This is a genomic window from Streptomyces sp. (assembly GCF_019510245.1).
Lineage (GTDB): Bacteria > Actinomycetota > Actinomycetes > Streptomycetales > Streptomycetaceae > Streptomyces.
This window is the reverse complement of the sequence record NZ_JAEKKT010000133.1, coordinates 55653-80559: the sequence shown is the minus strand read 5'-3', so window position 1 is coordinate 80559 and position 24907 is coordinate 55653. Positions and strand designations below refer to the sequence as shown.

Below are 24907 nucleotides of genomic sequence, written 5' to 3'. Positions count from 1 at the left end.
CGAGGAAGGTACGACATGATGGACGACAACGCTGTGAGTGACATCGACTCCGCAGGCGACACCCCAGGGACGACGGGCCTGTCCGATGCCGGGCCCGGCGGCGGGCCACCGGCGTTCGAGTGCGCGGCAGCCGTCGTGCTGGACGACCGAGGCACGGTGCTCCGGTGGACCCGGGCGGCGCAGGACCTGACGGGGTTCACCGCCGACGAGGTCTGCGGACGGCCCGCACGGGAACTGGTGGTCGGACTCCCCGACGAGCCGTACCGGGCCGCGGAGATACCGGCGTCCGGCCGGGTACGCCTGTGGCACCGGTCCGGCGACACCGTCGAGGTCGTTTTCCGGACCTCCGCCGTGGAAGGTCCCGCGGAGTTTCTCGTCCTGGTGGCCCCGGCGCACCACGCCGTCCACCACGAGCAGGGTGCCGCGCTCCTGCGCGCGCTCTCCGCACAGGACCGGGTCACGATCGCTCTGTACGACACGGACCTGACCACGGTGCAGACGAACGCCACACCGGGCACTGCCGACGGCCGTCCCGTACAGCCCGGCACCCGGCTGCACGACGTGCTCTGCGCCGAGGACGCCGACACCCTGGAGGCGGTACTGCGCCAGGTGATCGAGACGGGCGCCCCGGTGATCCGCAGGACCCAGCACGTACGCCGGCGGCAGGATCCGGCGCGGCGGCGGGCCCTGTCGCTGTCCGCCTTCCGCCTGGAGGACCCGCGAGGACGCCCCACGGGAGTCGCGGCCCTGTACGTCGAGACCCTCGACCAGCTGGAGGAGCGACGTCATCTGCACCTCTCCCGCGAGGTCGCCGAGCGGGTCGGGGGATCCCTGGACGTCGTGCGGACCGCGCGGGACCTGGCCGATCTCCTCGCCCCCGGTCTCGGGGACCTGGCCGCGGTCGACCTCGCCCACTCCGTGTTCGGCGGGGAGGAACCCGCCAGGCAACTGGGCGGCGGAGACATGCGCAACGCGGCCCTCGCGCCCGCCACCGTGGCCTGGCCGGCCGGCATCAAGCAGGGCGGCCTCGTCCCGCCCCTTCCCGACCACCCCTTCCTGCACCGCATCCGGCAGGGCGAGACAGTCGTCCTCCGCCTCGACGAGTACGCCGCCATGATCGGCGATCCGCGACTGCTGGAGTACCTCGTCCCGCGGGGCGCCCACTCGGTGCTGGTGGCACCGTTGCACGCCCGCGGCCTCACGCTCGGCGCCATATCGCTCTGGCGCTGCGGCCGGTCCGGACCGTTCACCGAGGACGAGGCGCAGCTCCTGACACTCCTCGCCTCCAGGGGCGCGCTCGCCGTCGACAACGCTCGCCGTTACGTGCGCGAGCACCGGGCGGCAGTGGCGCTGCAGCAGCGCCTTCTTCCCCCGGCCACGACCGACACGTCGGCGGCCGAGACCGCCGGGGTCTACCTGCCCGCGGGCGACGGAGCGCAGATCCGCGGCGACTGGTACGACGCTATTGCCCTGCCCTCCCTCCGGCTGGCCCTTGTCGCCGGGGACGTGATCGGCCACGGCATGCCCGCGATCGCCACCATGGGCCGTCTGCGCACCGCCATCCAGACCCTCGCCGACCTCGAGCTCGAACCGGACGAAATGCTCACCCGGCTCGCGGACCTGGTCCAGCGCCTCGTGGCCGAGGCCCCGCCCGACGACCACGACGTCGTCGGCGCCACCTGCCTGTACGCGGTCTACGACCCGGTCACCCGACGTTGCGCCATCGCCAGTGCCGGGCATCCTCCGCCCGTCCTGCTCCGGCCCGACGGCACCGCTGAGGCCGTCCGGATCTCTCCCGGGCCACCCCTCGCCGTCAGCGGCATGCCGTACGAGACCACCACGATCGAGCTGGAGCCGGGCAGCGTCCTCGCGCTGTGCACCGACGGCCTGATCGAACGGGGCGACCGCGACCTCGACCAGGGGCTCCGGTACCTGGTGGATGCGCTCTCCGCTTCCTGCCGCCCGGAGCGCGCGCTGCACGAAACTGGCCGGGCCCTCCTCGCCAGTCTCCGGAACCAGCCGCGGCGCGACGACGCGGCCCTGCTGCTGGCCCGTACGCGCGCCGTACCGGCGCCGAACATCGCCCACTGGCAGATCCCGGCCGACCCGGCGGCCGTCTCACAGGCCCGGGAGTGGACCGCTCGCCAGCTCACCGCATGGGGGCTGGGCGACCTCGTCTTCACCACCGAACTCATCGTCAGCGAACTGGTGACCAACGCCATGCGCTACGGCCGTCCGCCGGCGGAGCTGCGACTGATCCGCCACGACGTCCTGGTCTGCGAGGTCACCGACTCCAGCAGCACCCAGCCCCGCCTGCGGCGTGCCCGCATGAGCGACGAGGGCGGACGCGGCCTCTTCCTGGTCGCCCAACTCGGCGCGCGCTGGGGCTGCCGCCATGGTCAGAACAACAAGACGATCTGGTCCGAGCAGCTCATCCGGTGACCCCTACGTCGGCCGCCGGGGACCACTCGCACGGGCGCCGAGCGCGGTGCTCACCCGTGGGGGGTGATGACGGCGCGCCCCCGGATCCTGCCCGTGCGCAGGAGCTGGTAGGCCTCACGGGCGCGTTCCAGGGGGAAGTGCTCGACCAGCAGCTTGATCTTCTCCTGCCGGGCGAGGGTGATGACGTCCATCAGCTCGGGGAGGGAACCCCAGTAGGGGGCGGCGACCGAGCACTCGTGCGGCGGGCAGGCGAAGTTGACGGGCAGGGCTCCGCCGCCGAGACCGACGACGGTCAGGTGGCCGAGGACCCGCGCCACCTGAGCGGCCATCCGGAGAGTCGGGTCCATGCCGACCATGTCCAGCACGAGCTCGGCTCCGTGCTGCCCGGTCATGTCCTTGATGCGCCTGACCGCCTGGTCACCCGAGAGCAGTGCCTCGTCCGCGCCCATGCGCTTGGCGGTCTCGAGCTTGCCGGCGTCGGTGTCCACGGCGACGACGGTGGTCGCCGCACTGAGTGCTCGAAGGACTTGGACGGCCATCTGGCCCAGGCCGCCCGCCCCGATGACCACCGCGGTCGAGCCCGGCCCCAGCAGGTGCAGCGACCGCCTGACGGCGTGGTAGCTCGTCAGCCCGGCGTCGCTGAGCGGGGCGGCCTGGCGGGGATCGAGCGTGCCGAGCGGAATCAGGAAGCGTGACGCCGGCACCAGCAGGTACTCGGCCATTCCGCCGTCGTACCCGCCCCCAGGCCACCGCCCTGACCGTCCGTCGTCTGGCAGTAGTTCTCCCGCCCCTGTCTGCAGTGGGCGCACAGCCCGCAGCCCCAGGGACCGTAGACGATCACGGCGTCTCCGGGCGCGAACCCGGTGACGCCCGGTCCCGCTCGCTCCACCCATCCCGCGTTCTCGTGGCCGAGCGTGAAGGGCAGTTCCGTGGTGAAGCCGGGCGGGGGCCCGGGCGACTCCATGATGTGCAGGTCGGAGTGGCAGGCACCGGCACCGCCGACCTTCACCAGGACCTGCCCCGGCCCCGGCTCGGGCACCGGCACCTCGCGCAGCTCCGGCGGCTTTCGCCATTCGACGAGTTGCAGAGCGCGCATGGTGATCCTTTGCGTACGTCGGGTCAGTCGCGGATCCCGTCGATGTCGACCAGGAGGTGGAGCGCGCCGCGGAAGATCTGGTTGTGGCGGTAGGGCGGCGGGTCCGCCACAAGCCGCGGGTTCTCCACACGCCGGACGAACTCACTGACTGCGACCTGGACCTCGAGCCGCGCGAGCGGTGCGCCGAAGCAGAAGTGGATGCCCTGGCTGAACCCGAGGTGCTGGTTGTCGGGACGTTCGAGATCGAGCTCGTCGGGGTCGGCGAAGCGTGCCGGGTCGCGGTTCGCCGAGCCGTACGCCAGGAAGATCGGCGCGCCCTTCGGGATGGTGGTGCCCGCGATGCCGATGTCCTCCCGGGCGGAGCGGGTGTGCCAGAACTGGACCGACGACTCGAAGCGCAGCAGTTCCTCGACCGCGGGACACGGGATGGCGCGGGTTGTCGGGAGGCTGCTGCCGGCCTGACCCGGCCGCCCCGCCGGCGACGCAGGCGTCCTGCCCGCGATGAGCTGTCCGGACCGAGTTCCGGGCGTCCTCGGCGCGCGGCACGTCGCCCAGCCGAACGCCGGGCCGGTCGTCGGCCGCCTTGTAGTGTTCTGTGCCCGCCGAACGGTCAGCCCAGGTCGGGCAGCGGGCGCCGGGTGACCTCATGGGCGTCGTCCGAGGGGACTCCGAGCATGCGCAAGACCATGGCGGCCAGGTCGGATGCGGCCTCGTCGCCGTCGAGGTCGGGGCGGGCGATCCGCAGCGCCACGAGGGACATGAGGGTGCCGCCCACGGCGGACAGCGCGGTGGTCGCGTCGGCGCAGTCGAAGCGCCCCGAGGCGATGCCGATCTCCAGGTCCCGCAGTGCTCGTGGGGCCAGACCGCGGTCGGAGTGGATGTAGGCCAGGCCGCGGTCGCGCAGGATCCGGGTGAGCTCGGGGTGGGAGTCGGCCATCCTCGCCGTGAGCCTGAATCCGGCGGCGATCAGCTCGGCCGGATCGTCGATCCCATCCACTCGCTCGTCGATGAGCTGGCCGAACTCCTCCAGGGCGTCCGTCACCGCGGCGTCGAACAGCTCCGTCTTGGACTCGAAGTGGTTGTAGAAGGAGCCGAAACCGACGTCCGCGCGCTCGGCGATGGTCTGGATGCTGGCGCTGGTGTCCCCGGTCTCCGCCAGGATCTGCCGGGCCGCCCGGACGAGCGCGTGACGGGTCTCGGCGCGGCGCCGCTCGAAGCGGTTCTTGGGCGGGGCTGACGTCGGCATACGGCGAGTGTAACAACCGTCGCGATGGGTCCGCCATTACTGATGAGATCCTCAATCATTTGGGTATGAGGTTCCGCATGGAGCTGATCCCTGGGCCAGGGCCTCCCTGCCGCCAGCGGGCATCACGGCGTCGCCTTGGCGCCGTCCGCAGTCCCGGCCACTGCCTCTCGCAGGCGGTGCGCGCGCCGATCCGCGCCGAAGCAGCAGCGACGGCATCCCCCTTGGCCGAGAACCCCACCCTTGCCCGCATCCGCAGGTGCTCGCGAGTGCTGGGCCCGGTGCGTGACCCGGGGTCGCTGTGAGACAAGTTGACTCATAGGCTCTCTGTGAGTCAATCTGTCTCACATAGGGATCGCGACAGTGTGGATCCCTCTCCTGTCCGTAGAGAACGCCCATGTCACCGCATGTGCGTACAGGTCCTCATGGAGGAAGTCATGACCGCTACGATCACGAAGAAGGCGGGCAAGGGCCGCATCGACGGCGTCGTCTCCGAGCTGGCCACCTACTTCCACGTCAAGCCGGGGCACGTCGAGGAGTTGCAGGCGGCCTGCCGGCGGTTCGTGGAGGAACTGCGCCGCCAGGACCCGAAGGAGACCATCAAGACCGGTCTGCGTGACACCCGGCACGTGGTCTTCGACGAGGGCAGGATGCTGCTGTGGGCCACCACGTTCGAGACCGAGTGGGACCCCTACGTCGACGACGCGATCCTGAGCGTGGGCTTCGAGCACTTCGTCGACTGGCTGCAGCACACCACCGAGTGGGACGAGCTCTTCGCCTGGGTCGAGGAGTCCGGCGGCCTGCAGGCGCTCTCGAAGAACAGTGACAACCCGGACTTCGAGAAGAACGTACGCAACTCCACCGCCGGCCTGAAGAAGATCCTCCAGGACAACCAGGAACAGGCCGCCGCCTACTTCAACCCCCTGAGCACCTTCACCATGCCGCAGGTCGTCAAGGCCCAGAAGCTCGACGCCGCCTTCCAGGAAGTCCTCGACGACCCCGCTGCCGAGGAAGCCCTCTCTCACCCGGCCCTCAAGCCCCTCCTCGCCCACGCCGCCGCCTGACACCGACCCACCCTTCGGATCCCGGGAGGGGGCGGCCGTTCCCGCCCCCTCCACGACCGTGCGGCGACCCCGTCCGCGCAAGACAGTTCTGGAAGGCATCATGAGCATCGAAGAGAGCAGCGTCCTGGAGCTCGACGACATCCAGGCCGCCGCTCTGGAGCCACGGCCGACGCCGTACGCAGGCGCCTACCTCGCCCTGCGCATCGACGACCGCCGACAGGGACGCGAACTCCTGCGAAGGCTGACCCCCGCCATCGACTCGGTCGCGGCGTTCGACCCCGAGCGCCAGGTCTCGCTCGCGGTGGCACTCAGCTTCCACGGCCTGAAGGCTCTGGGGGTGCCCGAGGCGTCCCTGGCCACCTTCCCCGAGGAGTTCCGGGAGGGCATGTCCGCGCGGGCCGCCTACATAGGGGATATCGGAGACAACGCGGCGGAGAACTGGGAGGGGCCGCTCGGTTCGCAGGACGTGCACCTCGTCCTGACCGGACTCGCGCCGGACGCCGCCCGCCTGGAGACGGTTGTCCTCCTGGTCCGCGACGCGCTGCGCGATCTGCCCGGCGTCGTTCCCGTCTGGCAGCAGGACGTGCACGTCGGACCGGACGAGAAAGAACCGTTCGGCTTCCGGGACGGCATCGGGCAGCCGGCCATCGAGGGCACGGGGATCCCCGGGACGAACACGTACGAAGAGCCGCTCAAGGCAGGCGAGTTCGTGCTCGGATACGAGGACGAGACCCATGGCATCGCCCCCGTTCCGCAGCCCGAGGTACTCGGACGCAACGGAACGTACGTGGCCTTCCGCAAGCTGCACACGCGCGTGGCCGCGTTCCGCCAGTATCTGCGCGACCGTGCGACGGACCCCGCCGACGAGGAACTGCTGGCGGCCAAGTTCGTCGGCCGATGGCCCAGTGGTGCCCCGCTGGCCCTGACGCCGGACAAGGACGATCCGGAACTCGGTGCCGATCCCGAGCGGAACAACACCTTCATGTACGGCGACGACCCGGAGGGCCTCAAGTGCCCCGTGGGCGCCCACTCCCGGCGGATGAACCCGCGGGACGCGGTCGTCACCGGCGAGGTGCGCCTGCACCGCATGATCCGGCGCGGTACGACCTACGGCCCGCCCCTGCCCAAGGGCGTCCTGGAGGACGACGGCGCCGACCGCGGCATCATGTTCGCCTTCGTCGGAGCCCACCTCGACCGGCAGTTCGAGTTCGTCCAGCGGCAGTGGGTGAACGACGGCAAGTTCATCGGCGCGCCCGCGGACAAGGACCCGCTGATCGGCGTGAACGACGACGGCGGGTTCACCGTCCCGCGCCGGCCGATCCGCCGCCGCTTCAAGGGGCTGCCGCCGTTCGTCGTCAACCGGGGCGGCGAGTACTGCTTCATGCCCGGCCTGCGGGCGCTGCGCTGGATCGCCGACCTCGACACCTGACATCTCCCACCACCATGACAAGGAGCGTCTCCCATGGCTGACCACTTCTCCGGACCGCGTGCCATCGCCGACCCCGCGTCCGACATCTGCGACGTGTACGCCTTCCCGAGCCCCGAGCGGCCGGGGAACCTGGTGCTCGTCCTCGACGTGCTCCCGGCCTCGGCCCCCACGGCCCTGTTCTCCGACGTGATCACCCACCGTTTCCGCGTCCGGCCCGTCACCTCCGTGAGCGAGGGTGCCGCTGCGGCGTTCCACCTCGGCACGGACGAGTACGTCTTCGACTTCACCTTCGACGCCCCGCAGCAGGTCGACGGCACGGGCACCCTGGTGCAGCTGGGCACGTGCCGGGCCCCCGGCGGACGGCAGGTCTCCTTCCAGGTGGGCAACGAGGTGCCCACCGAGGCCGAGGGACTGCGGATCTTCGCCGGATCGCGCCTCGACCCGTTCTTCATCGACTTCTTGGGCGTGGTCGCCACCGACATGACGGGGAAGCTGTCCTTCCGGACCGACGCCGACAACGTTCTGGAGGACCTGAACTGCCTGAGCATCGTCGTCGAGATCGACGCAGCGGTACTCGGCCCGGCCGCCGGCTCGCTGGTGGCGGTGGTCGGCGAGACCCTGACCTCCGGTGGCGGCCGCCAGATCCAGCTGGAGCGGATGGGCCGGCCGGAGATCAAGAACGTGGTCCTGTCGAGCAAGACGCACGACACCGTCAACCGCGATCTGGAGATCCGCGACCTCTACAACGAGGAGGACACCTTCACCATCCGCCCCGACTACGCGGGAGCCTACCGAGCCCGCTTCAACGCCAACCTGGCCTGGTTCGACAACCTGGACGGCAAGACCGACTGGCCGCTGGACGAGCAGGGTGACCACCCGCTGACCGAACTGCTGCTCGCGGACTTCCTCGTCGTCGACCTGGCCAAGCCCTTCTCCGAGGACGGCTGTTTCGAGATCGAGACCGCGCTGCTCGCCGGCCGCCCGCACACCACCTGCGGTGGCCGTTCGCTCAACGACGACATCGTGGACACCCTCTACACCCTGCTGGTGGGCGGTGTCGACGGGGAGCGTCTCAGCGACGGCGTCGACCGGGCGACCAAGCCGGCCACCCACACCTTCCCGTACCTGAACGCGCCCAACCCGACGCCGCCGGACCTCGGGGCCCGCCTGGCCGCGCTGATGCCTCCGCAGGAAGCGGCATGACCGGCGCGGCTTCCCAGGTGTGCGATCCGGTCACGACGAGCGGAACCATCGCCGTCATGAATCTGGACGCGCAGATCGACGGCCTGGCCGTACGCCTGAGCCGTACGGGCACCGCGGAGACGCGAGGGGCGCCCCTGGTGGTGGCCCAGGGGGCGGCTCTGATCGATCTGCTCAACCTCCGAGGCCACGTCCTGGGCCGCGTCGCCGACTACGAACGGGCGACGGAACTGGCGGACAGCCTGGTCCGCGCGGCGCCCGAGGACGGCACGGCCCTGCTCGCCCGCGCCCGGACCCGGGCGGCCCTGCACCGCTTCGCCGAGGCCGTCACCGACCTTGGAGCGGCTGCCCGAAGCGGCGCGGACGCGCCCGCAGTGGACGCGGAACGAGCAGTCGTCCTGCAGGCCCTCGGCTGCCACTCGGATGCCGTGGCCCTGATCCGCGCAGCAGGGGAGCGGCAGAGCGAGTTCACGACGCTCGGCGCGCTCGCCGTACTCCAGGCGGAGCGCGGTGAGGTCACCGAGGCGGAGCGGCTCTTCGACGAGGCACGGCGTCACTATCAGGGGACATCGCCCTTTCCGCTTGCTCAGCTGGACTTTCGGCGGGGTGTGATGTGGCACCGCGAGGGGGATGTCGACGCGGCCCGCTCCTGGTACCAGGCAGCCAGGCGCCGGGTGCCCGGCTACGCACCGGCAGCGGGTCACCTGGCCGAGACCGAGCTGCTGCGCGGGGAGACGCACGACGCCGTCGCCCTGCTGCGTCCGCTCACCCGGACCAGCGACGACCCGGAGTACGCCGCCCACCTCGCGGCCGCGCTGTACAGGAGCGGCCGTGTCCATGAGGCGAAGCAGTGGCGCGAGCGTGCGGCAGCGCGCTACGACGAACTGGTGCGGCGTCATCCGGAGGCCTACGCCGACCACGCGGCCGACTTCTGGCTCACCGTGGGCGGGGACGCCGACCGGGGGCTCGAAATGGCCCTGCAGAACCTCGCCTTCCGCCAAACGGCCCGCGCCCAGGCCCTGTTCCAGCGCGCGGTGCTCGCGCAGAACCGGGCTGCCCGGGCTGCCTCATAGCCGCCGTCCTCCGCACCCGCTACTACTCACCAAGGCACAGACGATGGACACCATGCTGGCAGGACGCGTCCACCTGGACACGAAGAAGTTCCTCATGGAGGAGATCCCGATCCCTGAACCCGGACCGGGCGAGGTACTGATCGAGGTCAAGGCGGCAGGCGTGTGCCTCTCCGACCTCCACCTCATCGACGGGGTGGGCATCACCACCGAGCCGCTGAAGATCTCGGAGCGCATGACCTTCAACCTGAAGAACAAGAGGGTCTACGGGCACTACGGTTCGTCGTTCGACCACGTCTACGAACTGATCCGACTGGCTTCCAGCGGCCGTCTCGACCTGGCGCCGTCCATCACCGACCACATCCCCCTGGCCGACGCCCCCGAAGCGATTCACCGCCTTGAGCACAAGATCGGCGACCCGATCCGACTCATCCTCGTCCCCTGACGACGCAACCGAGCCCGCGGGCCGCGCCGACCGTGTACCTGCCAGGACGCGCGGTCGGCGCGGCCGTTACGAGCAGGGTCGGGCACAAGCAGGCCGAACGGCGGCGCCTGTAATGCGACCGACGCGTCACCGCGGCGCGGCCACCGCCCGAACAACACCGCGCCGGCCGCCACGAGAATGAAGGCACCGGTCGTGGTCGCCGACGCCGGCTACGGCGTCAGCACCCCGTTCCGGCTCGGTCTCCAGGAGCGAGGGCTGTCCTATGTCCTGGCCCTGAACGGGAAGGAAGTCGCCCACCCGGAGGATGTCGAGCCGCACCAGCCTGCTTACGGCGGGCTCGGACCACCCACCCTTCCCCGCTACCGCACCCCACCGCGAACCGTGTCCGTCCTCGCAGCGGAGGCAGGTGCGGAGCAGTTCACCGAGGTGAGGTGGAGGCAGGGCAGCAAAGGCGCGATGACCTCACGGTTCGCGGTGCTGACAGTGCGGCCCGCGGGCAAGCAGTCCCTGGCCGCAGCGCAGGAGGCGGGCGGCGGCCGCAACCGGTGGGACGGCGTCCTGCCCGTCCAGACGCTCCTCGTCGAATGGCCGGACGGCCAGGACACTCCGACGGACTACTGGATATCGAACCTGCCCGCCACCACACCGGCCGCTGACCTGGTGCGGTGGGCCAAGATGCGCTGGCGGATCGAGCACGATTACCGCGAGCTCAAGCATGGCCTCGGACTGGACCACTTCGAGGGCCGCACCTGGCGCGGCTGGCACCACCACGTCACCCTCGTCACCGCCGCCCAGGCATTCCTCACTCTCAGGCGGCTCGACTCAAAAGTCCGCACACCGGCCTGACCCTCTACCAGGTCCTCGACGCTCTTCAGGACCTGCTGAGGTGCTGGACCGGTATCTGCACCACCTGCGGACGCCCCCTGCCCAGCCCTCGGAGCAGCCGCAGACAGCCCACAACCTAACGAAGCACTACTAGACGCCGGTCCGTCCGCCGACGAGCTCTCGCACGATGTCGAGATGCCCGTTGTGCCGGGAGATCTCTTCGATGAGGTGGAGGATCACCCAGCGGAGGTCCACGTGGCGGCCGTCGCTGATGGGGCGCCAGGCTCTTGAGCTCAAGTCGTGGTCGGTCAGCAGGCGACGGTAGCGGTCGCTCTGCTCGTCATATTCGGCGAGAAGCCGGGGCAACGGGATGTCGACCGCTGTCCGCATCTCGGGGTCGGGGTCGTCGTCGCTCGCCTGCGTGAGCGGACCCGCGGGTTCCTCCCCCAGGAACATCACTTGGACCCAGTGGTACTCGACCCACCGCAGATGGCTGATCAGCCCGCACAGGGTCATCAGCGGTGAGTTCGGAAGCGGAGCTCTGCGGGCGTCTTCCGCGGACACGCCCTCGCACTTGGCTCGCGCCGTGTCACGGGCGTAGTCCAGGAAGGTGATCAGCTGCGTGCGCTCGTCCCAGGTGGGAGGCGTATCGGTTCGTTGCGTCATCGCGGGAAGTTTCTCGCAGGCCGGAGGGGAGGTCGAGCGATTAATGAGCGGGCCCCGTCCAGTACCGCCTCATCCGCCTTGGGTACAACGATCCGGCAAGGTCCGTCGGACAGGCCCTAGTTGTGCAGCGCTTCGCAGGTCCTCTGCCGGTTGCTGGTGGTCGCCTTGGTGAGGGTGGGTGAGGACCATGCGGCCTGGGTGTACTCCGCTGGGGCGGTCTGGTGGTGACGGGCGTGGTCGGCGTCGGCGTCGTAGCGCCACTGGTAGGGGCGGGCGGTGCGGTTGTGCCGGATCGTGAAGGCGGTGATCTGGGCTTCGAGGTCCTCGCGGGAGGTGAAGTCGCCGCGGCGGAGCAGGCGGCGGGTCGGGCGGCGGGTCAGGACGCCGAACCACTGCTCGACCATGTTCAGCCAACTGGCGTGCTTGGGCGTGTGGGTGACGGTGATGCGCGGGTGGGCGGCGAGCCAGGCGCGGGTGGCCCTGGAGGTGTGCGAGGAGCCGTTGTCCATGATCAGGTGGAGGCGCAGGGCCGGGTTGGTCAGCCGGTTCAATCCCCGTAGGAAGGCGATGAAGGTGGCCGAGTCGTTGCGCTCGATGCGCTCGGCCAGGACCTGGCCGGTGGCCACGTCCATGGCGGCGGCAATGGAGACGGTGCCGTGCCGGCGGTACTCGAACTCGCGCCGCTCGGCCTGTCCGGGGCGGGTGCGCCGGGTGGGGTAGAGGCGGGAGTTGGCCTGAATGCCGGTCTTCTCGTCCACGCTGAACCAGCATCGTGCCGGGTGGGACGTCCAGGTAGAGAGGGCACACCGCGCCGGCCTGGGATCAGAACGCTTGGCCGTCGGCCCGGTTGAGCCAGCCGCGGACCCTGTGCGGGCGCACCTTTGCCTCGGCCAGGGCCCGGCCGACCGTGGAGGGCGAGCGCACCAGGCCGCGTTCGGCCAGGTGGGCGGCGATGGTGACGCGGGTCCATAGCGTGGCTCCCTCGGGCGGCACGCTGGTAGCGGTGGCCACCACGGCCAGGCGCGCGCTGGGACCGTGCAGTTCGGGGCGTCCGCTGCGCGGGCGGTCGAACAGGCCCGCCACCCGACGGCGGCGGAAGCGTTCGCGCCAGGTGCGCACGGTGGGCACACTGCAGCCGAGCTCGGCGGCAATGGCGGTGGTGGGCCGGCCCGCGGCGGCCGGCCGTACGATCCGTGCGCGCCGCACCACCGCCTGCCCGGACCCGGCAGCGGCCACGAGCGTGCGCATCTTGCGTTCCTGCTTGCGTGAAAGCGGCAACGGCGGTGCGGGTGGATGGGCCACGAAGGGGTGCGTTTCCTTTGGAGTAAGCATCAGCCGGAGGCCGGGGTGATCATCAATCGCTGACAGCCTTCTGACGCTTCGCTCCCTGCCGGACAGGCGGGCGCAGCCGGGAGATCCCCGGTCAGGCCCCTCCCTCCGGAGGAATCGCTCCTGGGCGTCGATGAGTTCGCCCGGCGAGGCCGGCGAGGCGTCAGCTCTGTGCCGTGGGGCGGACGACGATGTCGCCGACGTCGACGTTCGACGGCTGCTCGATCGCGAAGGCGACAGCGCGGGCGATGTCGTCGGGGGAGAGGGAGAAGTCGACCGTCGGGGCCTGCGACTTGACGGTGGGGCTGGTGACCGAGTCGGCGAACTCCGTCGCGACGTAGCCGGGCGAGACCATGGTGACCCGCAGGTCGGGCCCGGCTTCCTGGCGCAGTCCCTCGGAGACGGTGCGGACTGCGTTCTTCGTCGCCGCGTAGACAGCCTGGTTCGGCACGATGCGCAGCCCGGCGGTCGAGACGACGTTGACGAACTGCCCCCTGCCCTGCTTGCGGAACACGGGGAGCGCTGCCGCGATCCCGTGCAGCACGCCGCGGAAGTTGACGTCGATCATGTGGTCCCAGTCCTCGACGCGCAGCTCGTCGAACGGCGAGATGGGGCCGACCCCGGCGTTGCTGACGAGGACGTCGAGCGCGCCATAGCGCCCGCAGGCGTACGCCACGAGGTCCGCGAGGTCTCCGCGGCGACGCACGTCCGTCGTCGTCCAGGCGGCCGTGCCGCCATCGGCCTCGATGCGGGCGGCGAGCGCTTCCAGCCGGTCGCTCCGACGCGCTCCGAGGACGAGCTTCGCGCCGCGCGACGCGAGGAGCAGCGCGCTCGCCTCGCCGATCCCGCTGCCCGCGCCCGTGATGGCCACCACCTTGCCGTCGATCCCTGTCATGCGCGGCCTCCAGCGCTAGAAGTAAGAGGGCTATCACTTCTAAAGTAAGTGGTCTCTTACTTATGGTCAAGGACGGTGGACTGAGTGACTGACGCAGCAGTTGGGGCGGGGAGTGAGCGCCCTGCCCGGGGGCAGCTCCGCTCGGCGCTGATCGCTGAGAGCTTCGTGCTGCTCTCCGAGACGGGGATGGCCGGCTTCTCCGTCGCCGAACTCGCCCGAAGGCTCGGGGTGAGCACGGCCGCCCCGTACCGTCACTTCCCCAACCGTGACGCGCTGCTCGCCGTCGTCGCGGCACAGGCCGCCGACGAGCTCACCCGGTCCATGGAGGCCGCCGCGCAGGCGGCCGGCCCCGACCCGATCGACCGGCTCGCGGCCACCGCGGGGGCATACGTGCGCCACGTGTCCGACCGCGGCGCCGGCCTCGACGTGATCTTCGCCCGGGAGCTGAGGCCACTGCGCGACGCCGACGTGGCCCGGGCCGGCCGGGACCTGATGGCGCTGCTGCTCAACCTTGCCCGGGACGCCGGCCATGCCGACCCTTCCCAGGCACTGCTCCTACTTGAACAGCTCTTCGTCCTGGCCCACGGCTACGTCACCCTGGACACGGAGGACTTCCTGACCCGCTCCCGCCTCTCCCCCGAGGATGTCGCCACACGCGCCACGCGCGCGGCGACGGCGCTGCTGCGCGGCAACGTGACGTGAGCACCAGCCGACTGCCGTGCTCAGTCGCCACCCCGCGCAGGATCACCGTCCGCCCGTCGGAGGCGAGCCGGCTGTAGCTGCCGGTGGCGTAGCGGCCGGTGAGGTCACCGAGCAGAATGAGATCTGTTGCGGCCGACGGTAGTTGGGCGTGGCTCAGGCCGCCGTGGAATGTGGATGCGTCTCGTCGGGAGGGGGCGTTGTGGGTGCTGTCTGACACGGTGGGGTCGTCTCGCAAAGACGTGGACGCCACCCAGGCCCGCTGAAACCGCTCGGGGCCAGGCTTACGAGGGCCTCCAGGACGGCAATCCTGGGAATTCGCCGGCGCCGACGGAGGTCGGTTCCGGACACCACCCGTGGGGCGAACACGTCGGACAGAGTCCGTAATCGCAGGCCGGGGCGGTCGGGGCCCGCGCATCCCCGCTCGGTCCTTTGGAGGCGGCCGTAGACGTAGACGGTTCCCTGGACGTGTTCCATGGCATGGAAGTCGGGCTGACCGGACAGGGACGACGGCGTCCAGGTCCTCTTGGCGTCCGTGCTTTTGATACTGCGCGCGGCAGCAGTACACGGGGGCACTGATGCGGGACGCTCTTGAGGACAATCCGGACCCGGCGGGCGCTCTGGTCAGTTTCGTGGAACAGATGAGTGCGGAGGATATGGACGCGCTACGCTCGGCGCTCCGAGCGGTGAAGAGGCGGAGCGGCATATGATCACAGCTGTCGGGCTGGCCGGATACGCGGTCCTGATGGGTGTTGTGATGCCTCCCCGGCTGATCCGGGCCCGGTGGGCGCACCGCGCGCCGGCCGTCGCGGTCCTGGCGTGGCAGGGACTCATGGTCACGTTCGTCGTCGCAACCGCCCTTGCCGTGTACCACCTGGCGATGACAGAACGGCATGTGCACGACGGCCTCGTCGGGCTGCTCACCGCGTGCGGACTGGCCGCCCACACCGCGTCGGCGGGTGACACGCCGCCCACCTTCGGTGACGTGCTGGTGATCGCCGCTCCCGTCGTGGTCGTACTGCTGCCGGCCGGCTGGTTGATCCGTTGTGCGTGGCGGGCCCGGTGGGCTCGCGCCCGCCAGCTGGACATGCTCACTCTCGTCGGCGAGCCGGCGCCCGAGTACGGTGCCACGATCGTCGACTACGACGTTCCGGCCGTCTACTGCCTGGGGGGACGCTCTGCCCGCGTGGTCGTCACCCGCGGCGCACTGGACGTGCTCACCGAGGAACAGTTGCGGGCCGTGCTGGAGCACGAGCGCGCCCACATCGCCGGCAGGCATCACTTGCTGAAGATCCTGGTTGACGCGTTCTCCCGGGCCTTCCGCGGTCTGCCACTCGCCCGGCACGCGAAGGAGCAGACGAACCTGCTGCTGGAGATGATCGCGGACGACCGTGCCCTGCGGTACCACTCCAGGGACGCGCTGGCGAGCGCCATGTACGAGGTCGCGGCAGGGAGAACACCTGAGGTGGCACTGGGTGCGGGTGGATCCGGCGTCCTCATACGGCTGCGGCGCGTCCTGACCCCGCAGCCCCGACCGCACCGCGCGGCGTGGTTGGGCATCGTGGTGGCGACGGTCGCAGCTCCGCTGCTGCCCCTGATGGTGGCGTGCGTGCCCTGACTTCCGCAGGACCCGCGCTTCGGTACTGCTCATTTCTTGGCCTGTCAGTGAATTCAGCGCTGGCCGGAGCGAAGGTCAAGCTCGGCAAGGGGGGACCAGGACGTGCTTGGCGACCGAACTCACTGACGACGAGACGCGCCCCGTCTCCTGACCGGGCGCCTTTCGTCAACGGTGTTGTCGACGTGGCTACTTGACGGATCGAACCCGCAGGCTGTTGGTCACCACGAAGACCGAGGAGAAGGCCGTCGCGGCGCCCGCGACCATCGGGTTGAGCATGCCGAACGCGGCCGGCGGCAGGGCGGCGGCGTGGTAGCCGAAGGCCCAGAACAGGTTGACTTTGATCGTGGCCAGGGTCTTGCGGGACAGCCGGATCCCGTCGGCGGCCACTCGCAGATCACCGCGTACGAGGGTCAGGTATCCCGCCTCGACCGCCGCGTCCGTGCCGGTGCCCATGGCCGGGCCCAGGTCGGCGGCGGCGAGGGCGGCCGCGTCGTTGACGCCGTCACCGACCATCGCGACCGTACGGCCCTCGTTCTGCAGTCGCCTGACGGCGTCGAACTTGTCCTGGGGCAGGACCTCGGCGATCACCTCGTCGATGCCGACGGCGCGCGACGGACTCGGCGACCAACTGGTTGTCGCCGGTCAGCAGCACGGGCTTCAGGCCCAGCCTGCGGAGCTCGGCGACCGCCTCTGCGCTGGTCTCCTTGACCGCGTCGGCCACGGTGAGGACACCGCGCGCTTCGCCGTGCCGGGTGACCGCCACCGCCGTACGGCCCTCGGCCTCCGCCGCGGCCCTGGCCTCGGCCTTCAGGAGCTTCTCGCGGCCGACGAGGACCGCGTGGCGTCGACGACGCCCTGGACGCCGAGTCCGGCGACGTCCTCGAAGTTCTCCGGGAGGGGCAGACTTCCGGCCCGTTCCACGGCACCGGCGGCGACGGCCCGGGCGATCGGGTGCTCGGAGACGTGTGCGAACCTGCCTGCCAGCCGCAGCGGTTCGTGCTCGTCCACACCCGGCGTACACGTCCTGCAGGGTCACAGGGTGTGGATGGGTGGGGTCGATACCGGGCCGACGTTGTTGCTTCGCCCCGCTCCGACAGTGACGACAACTTACCCCCAGGGGTATTCCTGGGACCGTACGCAGGTTACATGGATCTGGTCACCTCATGCCCTGATCACCAAGATGCTTAGTTCCTTCCGCTCTGCCGCGGCTGTGGGGCGCGGTGGGTGCGACCGGACCGGGCGACCGTGAGGAGGATCGCCGCGGCCAGGCCGTACAGGCCCACGGTGGCGGCGGTCCGGCCGGCTCCGTACGTCTGGGGCGGCGGGAGATACACGGGGCGTGTGGTGGTGAGGTTCCGTCCCGAGCCCTGCTGGACGGCGACCCAGCTCTCAGCGGTCCGGTTTCGGGCGTCCTTGAACGTCGCGTACAGGAACCAGCGGCCTTCGGCGTGCAGCGCGATCCGGCCGCGATCGGTGCCGTCGGGGACAGGTGTGAGACGTCCGGTTGCTTTCTCTCCTGCGCGTCGGGCGACCAACTCGACGGGGCGCAGGGCGGGATCGTCCGTCGTGAGCGTGACATCGACCTCGTGCTCCCCGACGAACGCCCGCCATCGGGCCTGGCCCGCGTCGGCGCCCTGCCCCGGGTCATGGGCGAGGGCGCGGGGTGCGGTGAGCAAGGGGAAGGCGATCAGGAGGGCCGAGGCGACCACCGTGGCCTCAACAGTGCGTCGCCGTGGGCTCGGCACGTCTTCCGACATCAGGACCACCAGCGCGGAGGCAGACAGTGCCAGCAGCAGCGAGGGCGCAACCTGGTCGGCGGAGACCTCCGTGCCGTGTGGCATTACCGGCAGCAGCGGTACGTATGCCGCGTGCACGGCGGCCGGCACCACGAGGGCCGACCACCACGGTGAGGTGCGCCACCGATGGACGAGGTCGACGGCAATCGCCACCAGGAGTACCGGCGGTACGACCGGCGTGGAGTGGCCGAGCAGGGCCAGGAAGCCGACCGTCAGCAGCCGCGCCGCGGTGACCAGCAGCGCGGCGTGGACGACGGCGTTCGGGTGTGGATCGAAGCGGCGGATGACCACCACCGCCAGGGTCGCTCCGGCGCTCACGACCGGCAGGTACCAGAGCGCCGAGAACTGGGGCACGTCGGAGTCGTACTCCATGACCGGCACCAGCGCCGCGGCCAGGACCAGGGAATCGGCCGCCATGACGGGCAAACGGCTGCCGCCCTGCTGGACGACGGCCCGCAGCAGCGCCACGGTCAGTGCCATCGTCGCCGCGACGGCCAGCAGATGCGGCGGGCTCCACAGTACGGCGTCCCGGCCGAAGGCGGTGTGCCAGGCCGCGTCCGCGGGCGCCGAGATGCCCACGGCCGCTCCGGAGACGGCAGCTCCACGCAGGACGGGGTCTCGGAGGATCCCGGCCGTTCCCTCCCGGCGGGCCTGCGGCCACGCCCAGCGGGCGAGTGTCCCGAGTGTGACCAGGATCGAGCCGTAGAGCAGCATGTGCGGGGCGCTCCAGAAGGTGTCCCGCCCGATGTCGGTGTGCAGCGAGTCGTCCCAGTAGGTGCTGAACAGCGCGAGTGCGCCGCTTGTCATGGCTGCCCACAGCCAGCCCATATCCGTGCCCCTTTTCAGTGAGATGCCATGGCCCTGCACATGTACCCCCCAGGGGTATAGGCAAACCGTCGTGACACTACTGTACTAAGGAGATTAGTCGTGATCGGTCGGCCGGGGGATGATCTGCTCAGAGCGCCGGCCCCCTCGCCTGTCAGGAGCCTCGACGTGTGCCTGATCAAGAAGGTCCTCGACAAGAAGATCCTCGTCCCACTGGCCATCACCGTGGCCGGGACGCTGTCGTTTCCTCCGTCCTGGGACCTTGTGGCCGTTCCTTTGCTGGTCATGCTGGTCTGCCCGCTCACCGTGCTGGTGATGATGCGTGACCGGCCCGCGGACGCCGGCGCGTCCGTCACCGATGCCGCAGCGGGTGAATCCGACCCGACCATGCTCACCGACGAAGCGATCGAAGCGCGGATCCGCGCTCTGCAGGCGGAGCTGCGCCACCTGAAGGGCACCCAGGCCCACCGGGCAGAGGAGGCCGCCACGGCACACGGCAGCCGGAACCCCGGCGGCCCGGACGAGCCCGGCCCGCCCGCGCCGTCCCCCTGATGCCGGCCCGGCGACTGGAGCAATCCTGAGCTGCCTTCTGCGCAGACTCTCCCCACCCGTACGTACCTGCACCTGCGCAGCGGTCATGGCTGGCCGCCCGACCGCACGGCCGACGCGCTGCTGGACCTGGTCACCCCCGGACTGCTGACAACCACCAAGGAGTAGCCATGGCGACCGCCGGCTCCGACCTCGGCCCCGTCCACCACGTCGAACTCCCGGACGGCGTCATCCGCTACCACGCAACCGGTGACGGCCCGCCCGTGGTGTTCGTGCACGGCATCATCGCCAACGCCGACGTCTGGCGCGGCGTCGTGGCCGTCCTGCGCGACCGCTACCGCTGCATCACCCCGGACTGGCCCCTGGGCGGTCACGTCCAGCCCATGCGCCCCGGCACCGAATTCACGCTGTTCGGACTCGCCGACCTCGTCCGACGCACCATCGCCGCCTTGGACCTCGCCGCCCCGGCCCTGGTCGGCAACGACACCGGCGGCGCCATCTGCCAGGCCGTGGCCGCCCGTCATCCCGAGAGCATCAGCTCCCTGGTTCTCACTCCCTGCGACGCCTTCGACAACTTCCTGCCGCTGCCCATCCGGCATCTCCAGGTCCTCGGCCGCACCCCCGCCGGGCTGACGGTCCTCGCCGAGACCCTGCGGCTGCGCGCCGTCCAGCGCATGCCCATCGCCTTCGGCCTGCTCACCCGGCGCGCCATCCCCGCCGACATCATGGCCAGTTACACCGGCCCGCTGCGCGACCATCCCGGGGTCCGCCGGGACTTCGCCCAGCTGGTACGGAGCATCTCGCCCGCCTTCACCCGAGAGGCCGCCGAAGACCTGCGCAGCTTCCCGCACCCCGCCCTGATCGCCTGGGCCCGGCAGAACTTCTTCCCGCTGGCCCATGGCGAGCGGCTGGCCGGCCTCATTCCCGACGCCCGGCTGCGCGTCATCGAGGACTCCGGCCCCTTCGTCACCGAGGACCAGCCCGGCGAGACCGCCGCGCTCATCGACGCTTTCCTGAAGGAGACCTCCGCGCTGTGACCTCAAGCTCGCTCAGGTGGGTGCGGAAGGTGTCGAGGAAGGCCAGGATGCTGTCTTCGCTGTCGTCGTTGGCGTCGTAGCCGATCCGGGCCATCAAGGCTCCTTCGGCAGAGCGCCGAACACGCATGGAGTGGCCGAACCGGCCCGCGTCGTCCTGGTTTCCGGCCGAGTAGGCGACGGTGGCGCCGGCCTCGGCGAAGGCATAGGGAGTGGTGTCTCGGCCGGGCAGGTATTCGAACATGCGGTACCACGACGGTTCCAGGCCCTGTATGCCGGGCGCCAGGTGGGGCGCGAGGCCCAGCATGTCGAGGATGGGGAACCGGGCGTGCTCGTATCCGTGCAGAACGGCGCCGCGGATCTCGGTCATGAAGTCCTCGGTGAGCCGGCGGCCGGGCCGTACGCGCAGGGGCAGGAACGTGGGATAGAGGAACGGCCCGATCAGGTCGCGGACGGCGGGGTGTTCGCGCTGTTCGAAAATCGTGGTCACGATGAGGTCGTCGCGGCGGGAGCGGGCGCGGAGGGCGAGCACGTAGGCTGCGAGCAGGGTGGTGAACACGGTGCTGCGGTGCCGGCGGGACCAGGCCAGCACCGTCTCGACTTCGGCGTTGTCCAGCAGTTCGGTGCGAAGCACCCTGCCGCCTGCGGGGGCGCCGGGGTGGAAGGGCTGGTCCCGCTCGTACGCGGGGACGGGGATGCCCGCCAGGGCGTCGTGCCAGGCCGCCCGGTCGGCGTCGGCTCTGGCGTGGAAGCGGTCGGCCTGCCAGCGGACGTACTCGGTGTAGGGGAGGCGAACGGGCGGCAGGCGCCGGCCCCGCAGCCGGGCGGTGTAGAGCGCGGCCAGTTCGCCGAGGGCGAGGCGCAGGGAAGTGGGGTCGACGGCGAAGTGGTGGAAGGCCAGCCCGAGTAGGTGGCGTTCGGCGGTGTGGGTGAGGAGGAAGCCGCGGGCCAGGATCGGGCGGGTGAGGTCGATGGTGGTGCTGTCGAGCAGGACGGTCATTGCCTGGAAGTCGTCCTTGATGACGCCGGTGGGGCCGACCGGCTCCAGCGCGGTCTTGTCGGCGGGGAGGATTTCGACGCGGGTGGTACCGGGCACCGGGTGGGCCCTGAGGACGTCGTGACGTGCGATGAGGTCGTTGAAGGCGACGTCGAGGGCCTGCGTGTCCAGGGGGCCGGTGATGTCGGCCAGGATGGTGAGGACCGCCCGCGGGTTGGTGAGGTAGCCGGGGCGCAGTTGCTCCATGCGGACCGCTGTCTGCTGGAACACGGACATGGGATGGCTCATCGCATGGCCTCCTCGATCAGGTGCTGGGCGTAGCTGGCTGTCCGGGCGCGAGCGTCGAGCAGATTGCGGTGAAGTCGTTCGAGCAGGGCCACCGACCAGCCGCTGTTCCTCCACTCGTGGTACGGGATGCCGAAGCCGAGCCGTCGCCACAGGTCGGCGTTGCGTGCTTCGTGGTCGCCGAAAGGCTCGAGCAGGACCACGGGGGTGGCGGCGGCGAGCGAGTCCATGAGGGTGCCGCCGCCGGGCTTGCTGACCACGGCCGTCGCTTCGCGCGTGAGGTGGAAGGAGGCATGGTGGCTCTCGCCCCGCTGGAAGTCCGCGGTGCCGTCCGCCGGTACGGCGCCGAAGGGCGGGAAGCCGGTGTCCTGCCAGGGATGCCACTCCGGGTCGATCATGAAGTAACGGTGCGCGCTGTCGTGGGCGATGTCCGCAGGCTCGTACGCGACGATGTCCAGGGCGAGGCCGTGTTCGCCGAGTTCGCGGGAGCGGGCGGCGTACGTGCCCATCCCCCAGCCGCCGCCGTGGACCAGGAAGCGGGCGGACCGGCGGTGCCAAGGGACGGGGGGCTTCAGGTCGACGGGGATGGTGCGCGCGATACCGCCGTCGCGTTCCTCCAGGAGCCAGACGTCCTGCGGATCGGCCTCCCGCGGCCGGTCGGGGACGGCCACGGCGGCGGAGACGAAGGACGGAGAGGCGACCGAGTCGACGTGGCAGGCGTGGACCCGCACGCCCGGGCGGCGGGCTGCGTAGCGGTGCGCGGTGGGCAGCCAGAAGCCGGAAAACAGGACGAGCATGTCGACGTCGTCGGCGTTCCACGCTTTCAGCAACTTGTCGAGGAGCTGCTCGTCGGGCGCGGCGGGGTTGAGCCGGGACAGCCGCTGGCCGACGAGCGCCAGTCGGAAGTCGCGGTGGAAGGCGCTCTTGGCGGCCGGGATGCGCTCGCGTGCGGCCCGGCGCGGATCCCGCTGCTGTTCGTCGCGACCTTCCAGTCCGTCGGCATCATGATCATGATGCGCGGGGTGGTGGACTCGCGGGGCGAGGCCCAGTCCGTGGTGGCCGGGTCGTCGGTGGTCGTCGTCGCCTACGTGGCGCTCGGTGAGCAGCAGAACGCACACGCCCTGGGGGCCGCCGTATCCGCCGACGGACAGGGGCAGCTGGGTGGCAAGGAGGAAGACCGCGCAGAACTGCGCCAGACGCTCCCAGCCCAGGTCCGCTCCGATCACGAGCGTGAGCACCTGCCATGCCGCGAACATGGCCATGACCAGGCCGAACCGCAGCGCGAGCTGGACCGCCATCTCGGCCGGGCGTGTCTTCGCGAACACCGAGAGGAAGGCACTGTCGCGGACGCGGGGCAGCACCCGCCGGGCGGCCGGCAGCCACATCCACAACAGGAAGACCACCAGGACCGTGGCGACGGCAAAGCTCACAGGCACGGCGCCGCCCGGCAGCCCGCCGCCGAGCGCGGCGCCGGCCCCGGCGCAGGTGGCGACCACGATGCCGTCGGCCACCGTCAGAACCTCGGTGGCGCCCAGGGTGCGTAAGGCCCCGACCTGCCAGCGGCGGCGGAAGTACAGGGGGCGATCAGCTTCCCGTCCACACCGTCCGGGGCGGCCGGGGCCGGGCGGTGCCGAAGGGACAGCCCCGCGGCGGCCAGCACGGTGAGGTACGACCCTGGCACGCCGGTGCCGGTGATGAGCAGGTCCTCGGGGCTGCAGGCGGCGGCCAGCAGTTCGTCCATGGCGGCCACCGCGCGGTCGGCGTGGGGGTCCCGGACCGCGGGGAGGGCGGCCAACCCCTCGGGACGCCACCGGCGTTCGGCGTCGAACGTGCCGAGGCGTACCGTCCCGCGGGGCTCGCGGGGGCCGGTTTCACCGCTCGCTCCGGCGCTCACGACGGGCGGCCCGCCTCGGCCAGGACGAAACGACCGAGTTCCCGAAGGGAGCCGAGCTGGTCGAAGGTCAGGTGCTCGAAGTCGAGCTCGACGTCGAACTCGTCCTCCAGCCGCAGCAGGAAGTTGATCATCTGGATCGAGTCCAGGCCGAGATCATTGACGATATCCGTGTCGCCGCTGATCCCGGTGATCAGCGCGTGATCGCCGATGATCTCGCCGAGGAGCTTTCTCAGGCGCTCCTCGACGTCGGTCTCCCGGCTCTGTCCGAGAGCGTCCGTCTGGTGCATCCGGTGGTCCATCCGGTCACATCCCGTTGAGATAGAGGAGTATGCATTTCGAGCAGACAGGCATCAGTGCGGTGCCGCGCAGCACTTCCCGTACACGCCGGAAAGTCTCGCTCTGCCAGATTTCGCGGACATCGTTCTCGTACAGGTCGCCGACGACGAATTCGGGAAAGAACTTGCAGGAGCTGACTTTTCCGTCGGCGTGGACCTCCAGGCGGTTGGAGACGGCGAGGCAGCGGCTGCGCCGCTGGGCCGGCGCGGGTGTTCCGAGAACGAAGTCGGCCACCTCGTCGATCTCCAGTTGCGGCTGGTAGCGGATACGCGCCCGCCAGACCCGTCCGGTCAGTCTTCTCATCGATTCCCTGAGCACGTCGATGAGTTCGGGCTTCAGCCGGTAGGTGTAGGAGTGCCAGGTCGGCCTGGTGCCCGCGGCGGGCGGGTTCAGCCAGGAGAAGGACTCCTCGTACAGCCGGTCCATGGACTGGGCCACCGCCGGGCTGATGTACCAGGGGAACTGGAAGTACACGCTGTTGACGCCGAGGTCCTCGGCCCACTCCATGAACTCGTACATCCCGGGCACGGTCTCGTTGCCGACCATGCAGGAGACGGAGATCTCCCCCTGGTACTCGCCCGCGCGCTGCAGGTCGAGCAGGGCGCGTATGTTGCGGACGGTGCGCGGGAAGGTGCCGCGGCCGCGCAGTGCCTCGTGGTCGGCGCCCAGGCCGTCCAGGCTGACCAGGAGGTTCAGGCCCGGTCCGAGGGTGAGCAGATGGGGCAGATTGCGCTCCAGCAGAAGGCCGTTGGTGCACATCACGACGGTCCGGGGAGTCCGGGCGAGCAGTTCCGCGACCTCGCCGAAACGGGTGTGCATGAGGGGCTCGCCGCCCCACAGGAACACCTTGGCCCGCTGGTCGTCGGTGGCCCGCAGGACCTTGTCGACGATGTCCAGGTCCAGTTCGGTGCGCTGTTTCTCCTTGCTGTAGTCGTGGAAGAAACCTTGGTCGTTCCACTGATAGCAGTGCTCGCAGCGCAGGTTGCACCGATAGGTGAGCTGCATGCTCACTTCACGCGGTACAGGGGTCGCGTAGCCCGCGTACCGAGCCGTGTGGCGGCGGCTCTCGGCCCGCACGGCGACGGTGTGGCGGAGGTCCTCGAACTCTTTGGCGTTCAGTGTTCGGGCTGTCCGTGGGTGCATGACTGTGTCTCTCGGTGCGGGGACGAA

At 70.4% G+C, this 24907-nt stretch carries 21 protein-coding genes and 5 pseudogenes; 12 read left to right on the top strand and 14 right to left on the bottom strand.

Annotation, left to right across the window (positions count from 1 at the left end; all coding sequences use genetic code 11):
- Positions 1-15 precede the first annotated feature (15 nt).
- Positions 16-2442, top strand: a complete 2427-nt coding sequence (locus JF597_RS18220) for a SpoIIE family protein phosphatase (RefSeq protein WP_293995842.1) — start codon at positions 16-18, stop codon at positions 2440-2442.
- 50 nt (positions 2443-2492) lie between these two features.
- On the opposite strand, the pseudogene JF597_RS18215 reads toward JF597_RS18220, so the two are convergent.
- The 3 genes and pseudogenes from JF597_RS18215 to JF597_RS18205 form a co-directional block, all read right to left on the bottom strand.
- A pseudogene (locus tag JF597_RS18215) lies at positions 2493-3538 on the bottom strand (NAD(P)-dependent alcohol dehydrogenase).
- Between the two features lie 185 nt (positions 3539-3723).
- A pseudogene (locus JF597_RS18210) lies at positions 3724-3939 on the bottom strand (cytochrome P450); the annotation flags it as partial.
- A 209-nt stretch (positions 3940-4148) separates the two neighbouring features.
- The gene (locus JF597_RS18205; protein WP_293995840.1) at positions 4149-4784 is read right to left on the bottom strand and encodes a TetR/AcrR family transcriptional regulator; all 636 of its coding nucleotides are present in this window, start codon (positions 4782-4784) and stop codon (positions 4149-4151) included.
- 434 nt (positions 4785-5218) lie between these two features.
- Here JF597_RS18205 and JF597_RS18200 point away from each other — a divergent pair, with 434 nt between their 5' ends.
- The 6 genes and pseudogenes from JF597_RS18200 to JF597_RS18175 form a co-directional block, all read left to right on the top strand.
- Positions 5219-5845, top strand: coding sequence for a hypothetical protein (locus JF597_RS18200; RefSeq protein ID WP_293995838.1), 627 nt, complete (start codon positions 5219-5221; stop codon positions 5843-5845).
- A gap of 100 nt (positions 5846-5945) precedes the next feature.
- Positions 5946-7274 (top strand): Dyp-type peroxidase, encoded by a 1329-nt coding sequence (locus tag JF597_RS18195; RefSeq protein ID WP_293995835.1) that lies wholly within the window; start codon positions 5946-5948, stop codon positions 7272-7274.
- A 33-nt stretch (positions 7275-7307) separates the two neighbouring features.
- Entirely contained in the window at positions 7308-8477 is a 1170-nt protein-coding gene (locus tag JF597_RS18190; protein ID WP_293995833.1) for a DUF4331 family protein, read from the top strand.
- A complete protein-coding gene (locus JF597_RS18185; protein WP_293995831.1) occupies positions 8474-9547 on the top strand; it encodes a tetratricopeptide repeat protein in 1074 nt (357 codons plus the stop codon). Before JF597_RS18190 ends, JF597_RS18185 begins: the two co-directional genes overlap by 4 nt.
- A 52-nt stretch (positions 9548-9599) precedes the next feature.
- Positions 9600-9989, top strand: coding sequence for an alcohol dehydrogenase catalytic domain-containing protein (locus JF597_RS18180; protein ID WP_293995829.1), 390 nt, complete (start codon positions 9600-9602; stop codon positions 9987-9989).
- Positions 9990-10166: 177 nt separating this feature from the next.
- Positions 10167-10835 (top strand): annotated as a pseudogene (locus tag JF597_RS18175) (transposase); the annotation flags it as partial.
- Positions 10836-10964: 129 nt separating this feature from the next.
- Here JF597_RS18175 and JF597_RS18170 read toward each other — a convergent pair.
- From JF597_RS18170 to JF597_RS18155, 4 genes are all read right to left on the bottom strand, one after another.
- Positions 10965-11480 carry a DinB family protein gene (locus JF597_RS18170; RefSeq protein WP_293995827.1) on the bottom strand — a complete coding sequence of 172 codons (516 nt, stop codon included), beginning with the start codon at positions 11478-11480 and terminating at the stop codon, positions 10965-10967.
- A gap of 116 nt (positions 11481-11596) precedes the next feature.
- Positions 11597-12238, bottom strand: a complete 642-nt coding sequence (locus JF597_RS18165; protein ID WP_293995825.1) for an IS630 family transposase — start codon at positions 12236-12238, stop codon at positions 11597-11599.
- Positions 12239-12302: 64 nt separating this feature from the next.
- Positions 12303-12728 carry a helix-turn-helix domain-containing protein gene (locus JF597_RS18160; RefSeq protein ID WP_293995823.1) on the bottom strand — a complete coding sequence of 142 codons (426 nt, stop codon included), beginning with the start codon at positions 12726-12728 and terminating at the stop codon, positions 12303-12305.
- Positions 12729-12972: 244 nt separating this feature from the next.
- Positions 12973-13704: an SDR family oxidoreductase gene (locus JF597_RS18155; protein ID WP_293995821.1), complete on the bottom strand. Its 732-nt coding sequence runs from the start codon at positions 13702-13704 to the stop codon at positions 12973-12975.
- A gap of 84 nt (positions 13705-13788) precedes the next feature.
- Between JF597_RS18155 and JF597_RS18150 the strand changes: the two genes are divergently transcribed.
- Both JF597_RS18150 and JF597_RS18145 read left to right on the top strand, forming a co-directional pair.
- Positions 13789-14406: a TetR/AcrR family transcriptional regulator gene (locus JF597_RS18150; RefSeq protein WP_293995819.1), complete on the top strand. Its 618-nt coding sequence runs from the start codon at positions 13789-13791 to the stop codon at positions 14404-14406.
- 703 nt (positions 14407-15109) lie between these two features.
- Entirely contained in the window at positions 15110-16021 is a 912-nt protein-coding gene (locus JF597_RS18145) for a M56 family metallopeptidase (protein WP_293995817.1), read from the top strand.
- A gap of 186 nt (positions 16022-16207) precedes the next feature.
- Here JF597_RS18145 and JF597_RS18140 read toward each other — a convergent pair.
- Both JF597_RS18140 and JF597_RS18135 read right to left on the bottom strand, forming a co-directional pair.
- A pseudogene (locus JF597_RS18140) lies at positions 16208-17032 on the bottom strand (HAD-IC family P-type ATPase); the annotation flags it as partial.
- 173 nt (positions 17033-17205) lie between these two features.
- Positions 17206-18624 carry a hypothetical protein gene (locus JF597_RS18135; RefSeq protein WP_293995815.1) on the bottom strand — a complete coding sequence of 473 codons (1419 nt, stop codon included), beginning with the start codon at positions 18622-18624 and terminating at the stop codon, positions 17206-17208.
- Positions 18625-18810: 186 nt separating this feature from the next.
- On the opposite strand from JF597_RS18135, the gene JF597_RS18130 reads away from it, so the two are divergent.
- Positions 18811-19194 carry a hypothetical protein gene (locus JF597_RS18130; protein ID WP_293995813.1) on the top strand — a complete coding sequence of 128 codons (384 nt, stop codon included), beginning with the start codon at positions 18811-18813 and terminating at the stop codon, positions 19192-19194.
- 167 nt (positions 19195-19361) lie between these two features.
- On the top strand, positions 19362-20228 hold the full coding sequence (locus tag JF597_RS18125) for an alpha/beta hydrolase (protein WP_293995811.1): 867 nt from the start codon (positions 19362-19364) through the stop codon (positions 20226-20228).
- On the opposite strand, the gene JF597_RS18120 is transcribed toward JF597_RS18125, so the two are convergent.
- Both JF597_RS18120 and JF597_RS18115 read right to left on the bottom strand, forming a co-directional pair.
- Entirely contained in the window at positions 20191-21510 is a 1320-nt protein-coding gene (locus JF597_RS18120) for a condensation domain-containing protein (RefSeq protein ID WP_293995809.1), read from the bottom strand. The two genes, JF597_RS18125 and JF597_RS18120, sit on opposite strands and share 38 nt — an antisense overlap.
- Positions 21507-22304, bottom strand: a complete 798-nt coding sequence (locus JF597_RS18115) for a hypothetical protein (protein WP_293995807.1) — start codon at positions 22302-22304, stop codon at positions 21507-21509. The genes JF597_RS18120 and JF597_RS18115 overlap by 4 nt, the downstream gene beginning before the upstream one ends.
- Positions 22305-22418: 114 nt before the next feature.
- On the opposite strand from JF597_RS18115, the pseudogene JF597_RS18110 reads away from it, so the two are divergent.
- Positions 22419-22598, top strand: a pseudogene (locus tag JF597_RS18110) (hypothetical protein); the annotation flags it as partial.
- 422 nt (positions 22599-23020) lie between these two features.
- Here the strand turns inward: JF597_RS18110 and JF597_RS18105 are convergent.
- Genes JF597_RS18105 through JF597_RS18095 form a run of 3 tightly spaced genes read right to left on the bottom strand, consistent with a single transcriptional unit; the run spans position 23021 to position 24880 of the window.
- On the bottom strand, positions 23021-23401 hold the full coding sequence (locus JF597_RS18105) for a hypothetical protein (RefSeq protein ID WP_293995806.1): 381 nt from the start codon (positions 23399-23401) through the stop codon (positions 23021-23023).
- Positions 23398-23688, bottom strand: a complete 291-nt coding sequence (locus JF597_RS18100) for an acyl carrier protein (RefSeq protein WP_293995804.1) — start codon at positions 23686-23688, stop codon at positions 23398-23400. Before JF597_RS18100 ends, JF597_RS18105 begins: the two co-directional genes overlap by 4 nt.
- A 16-nt stretch (positions 23689-23704) precedes the next feature.
- The gene (locus JF597_RS18095) at positions 23705-24880 is read right to left on the bottom strand and encodes a radical SAM protein (protein ID WP_293995801.1); all 1176 of its coding nucleotides are present in this window, start codon (positions 24878-24880) and stop codon (positions 23705-23707) included.
- Positions 24881-24907 lie beyond the last annotated feature (27 nt).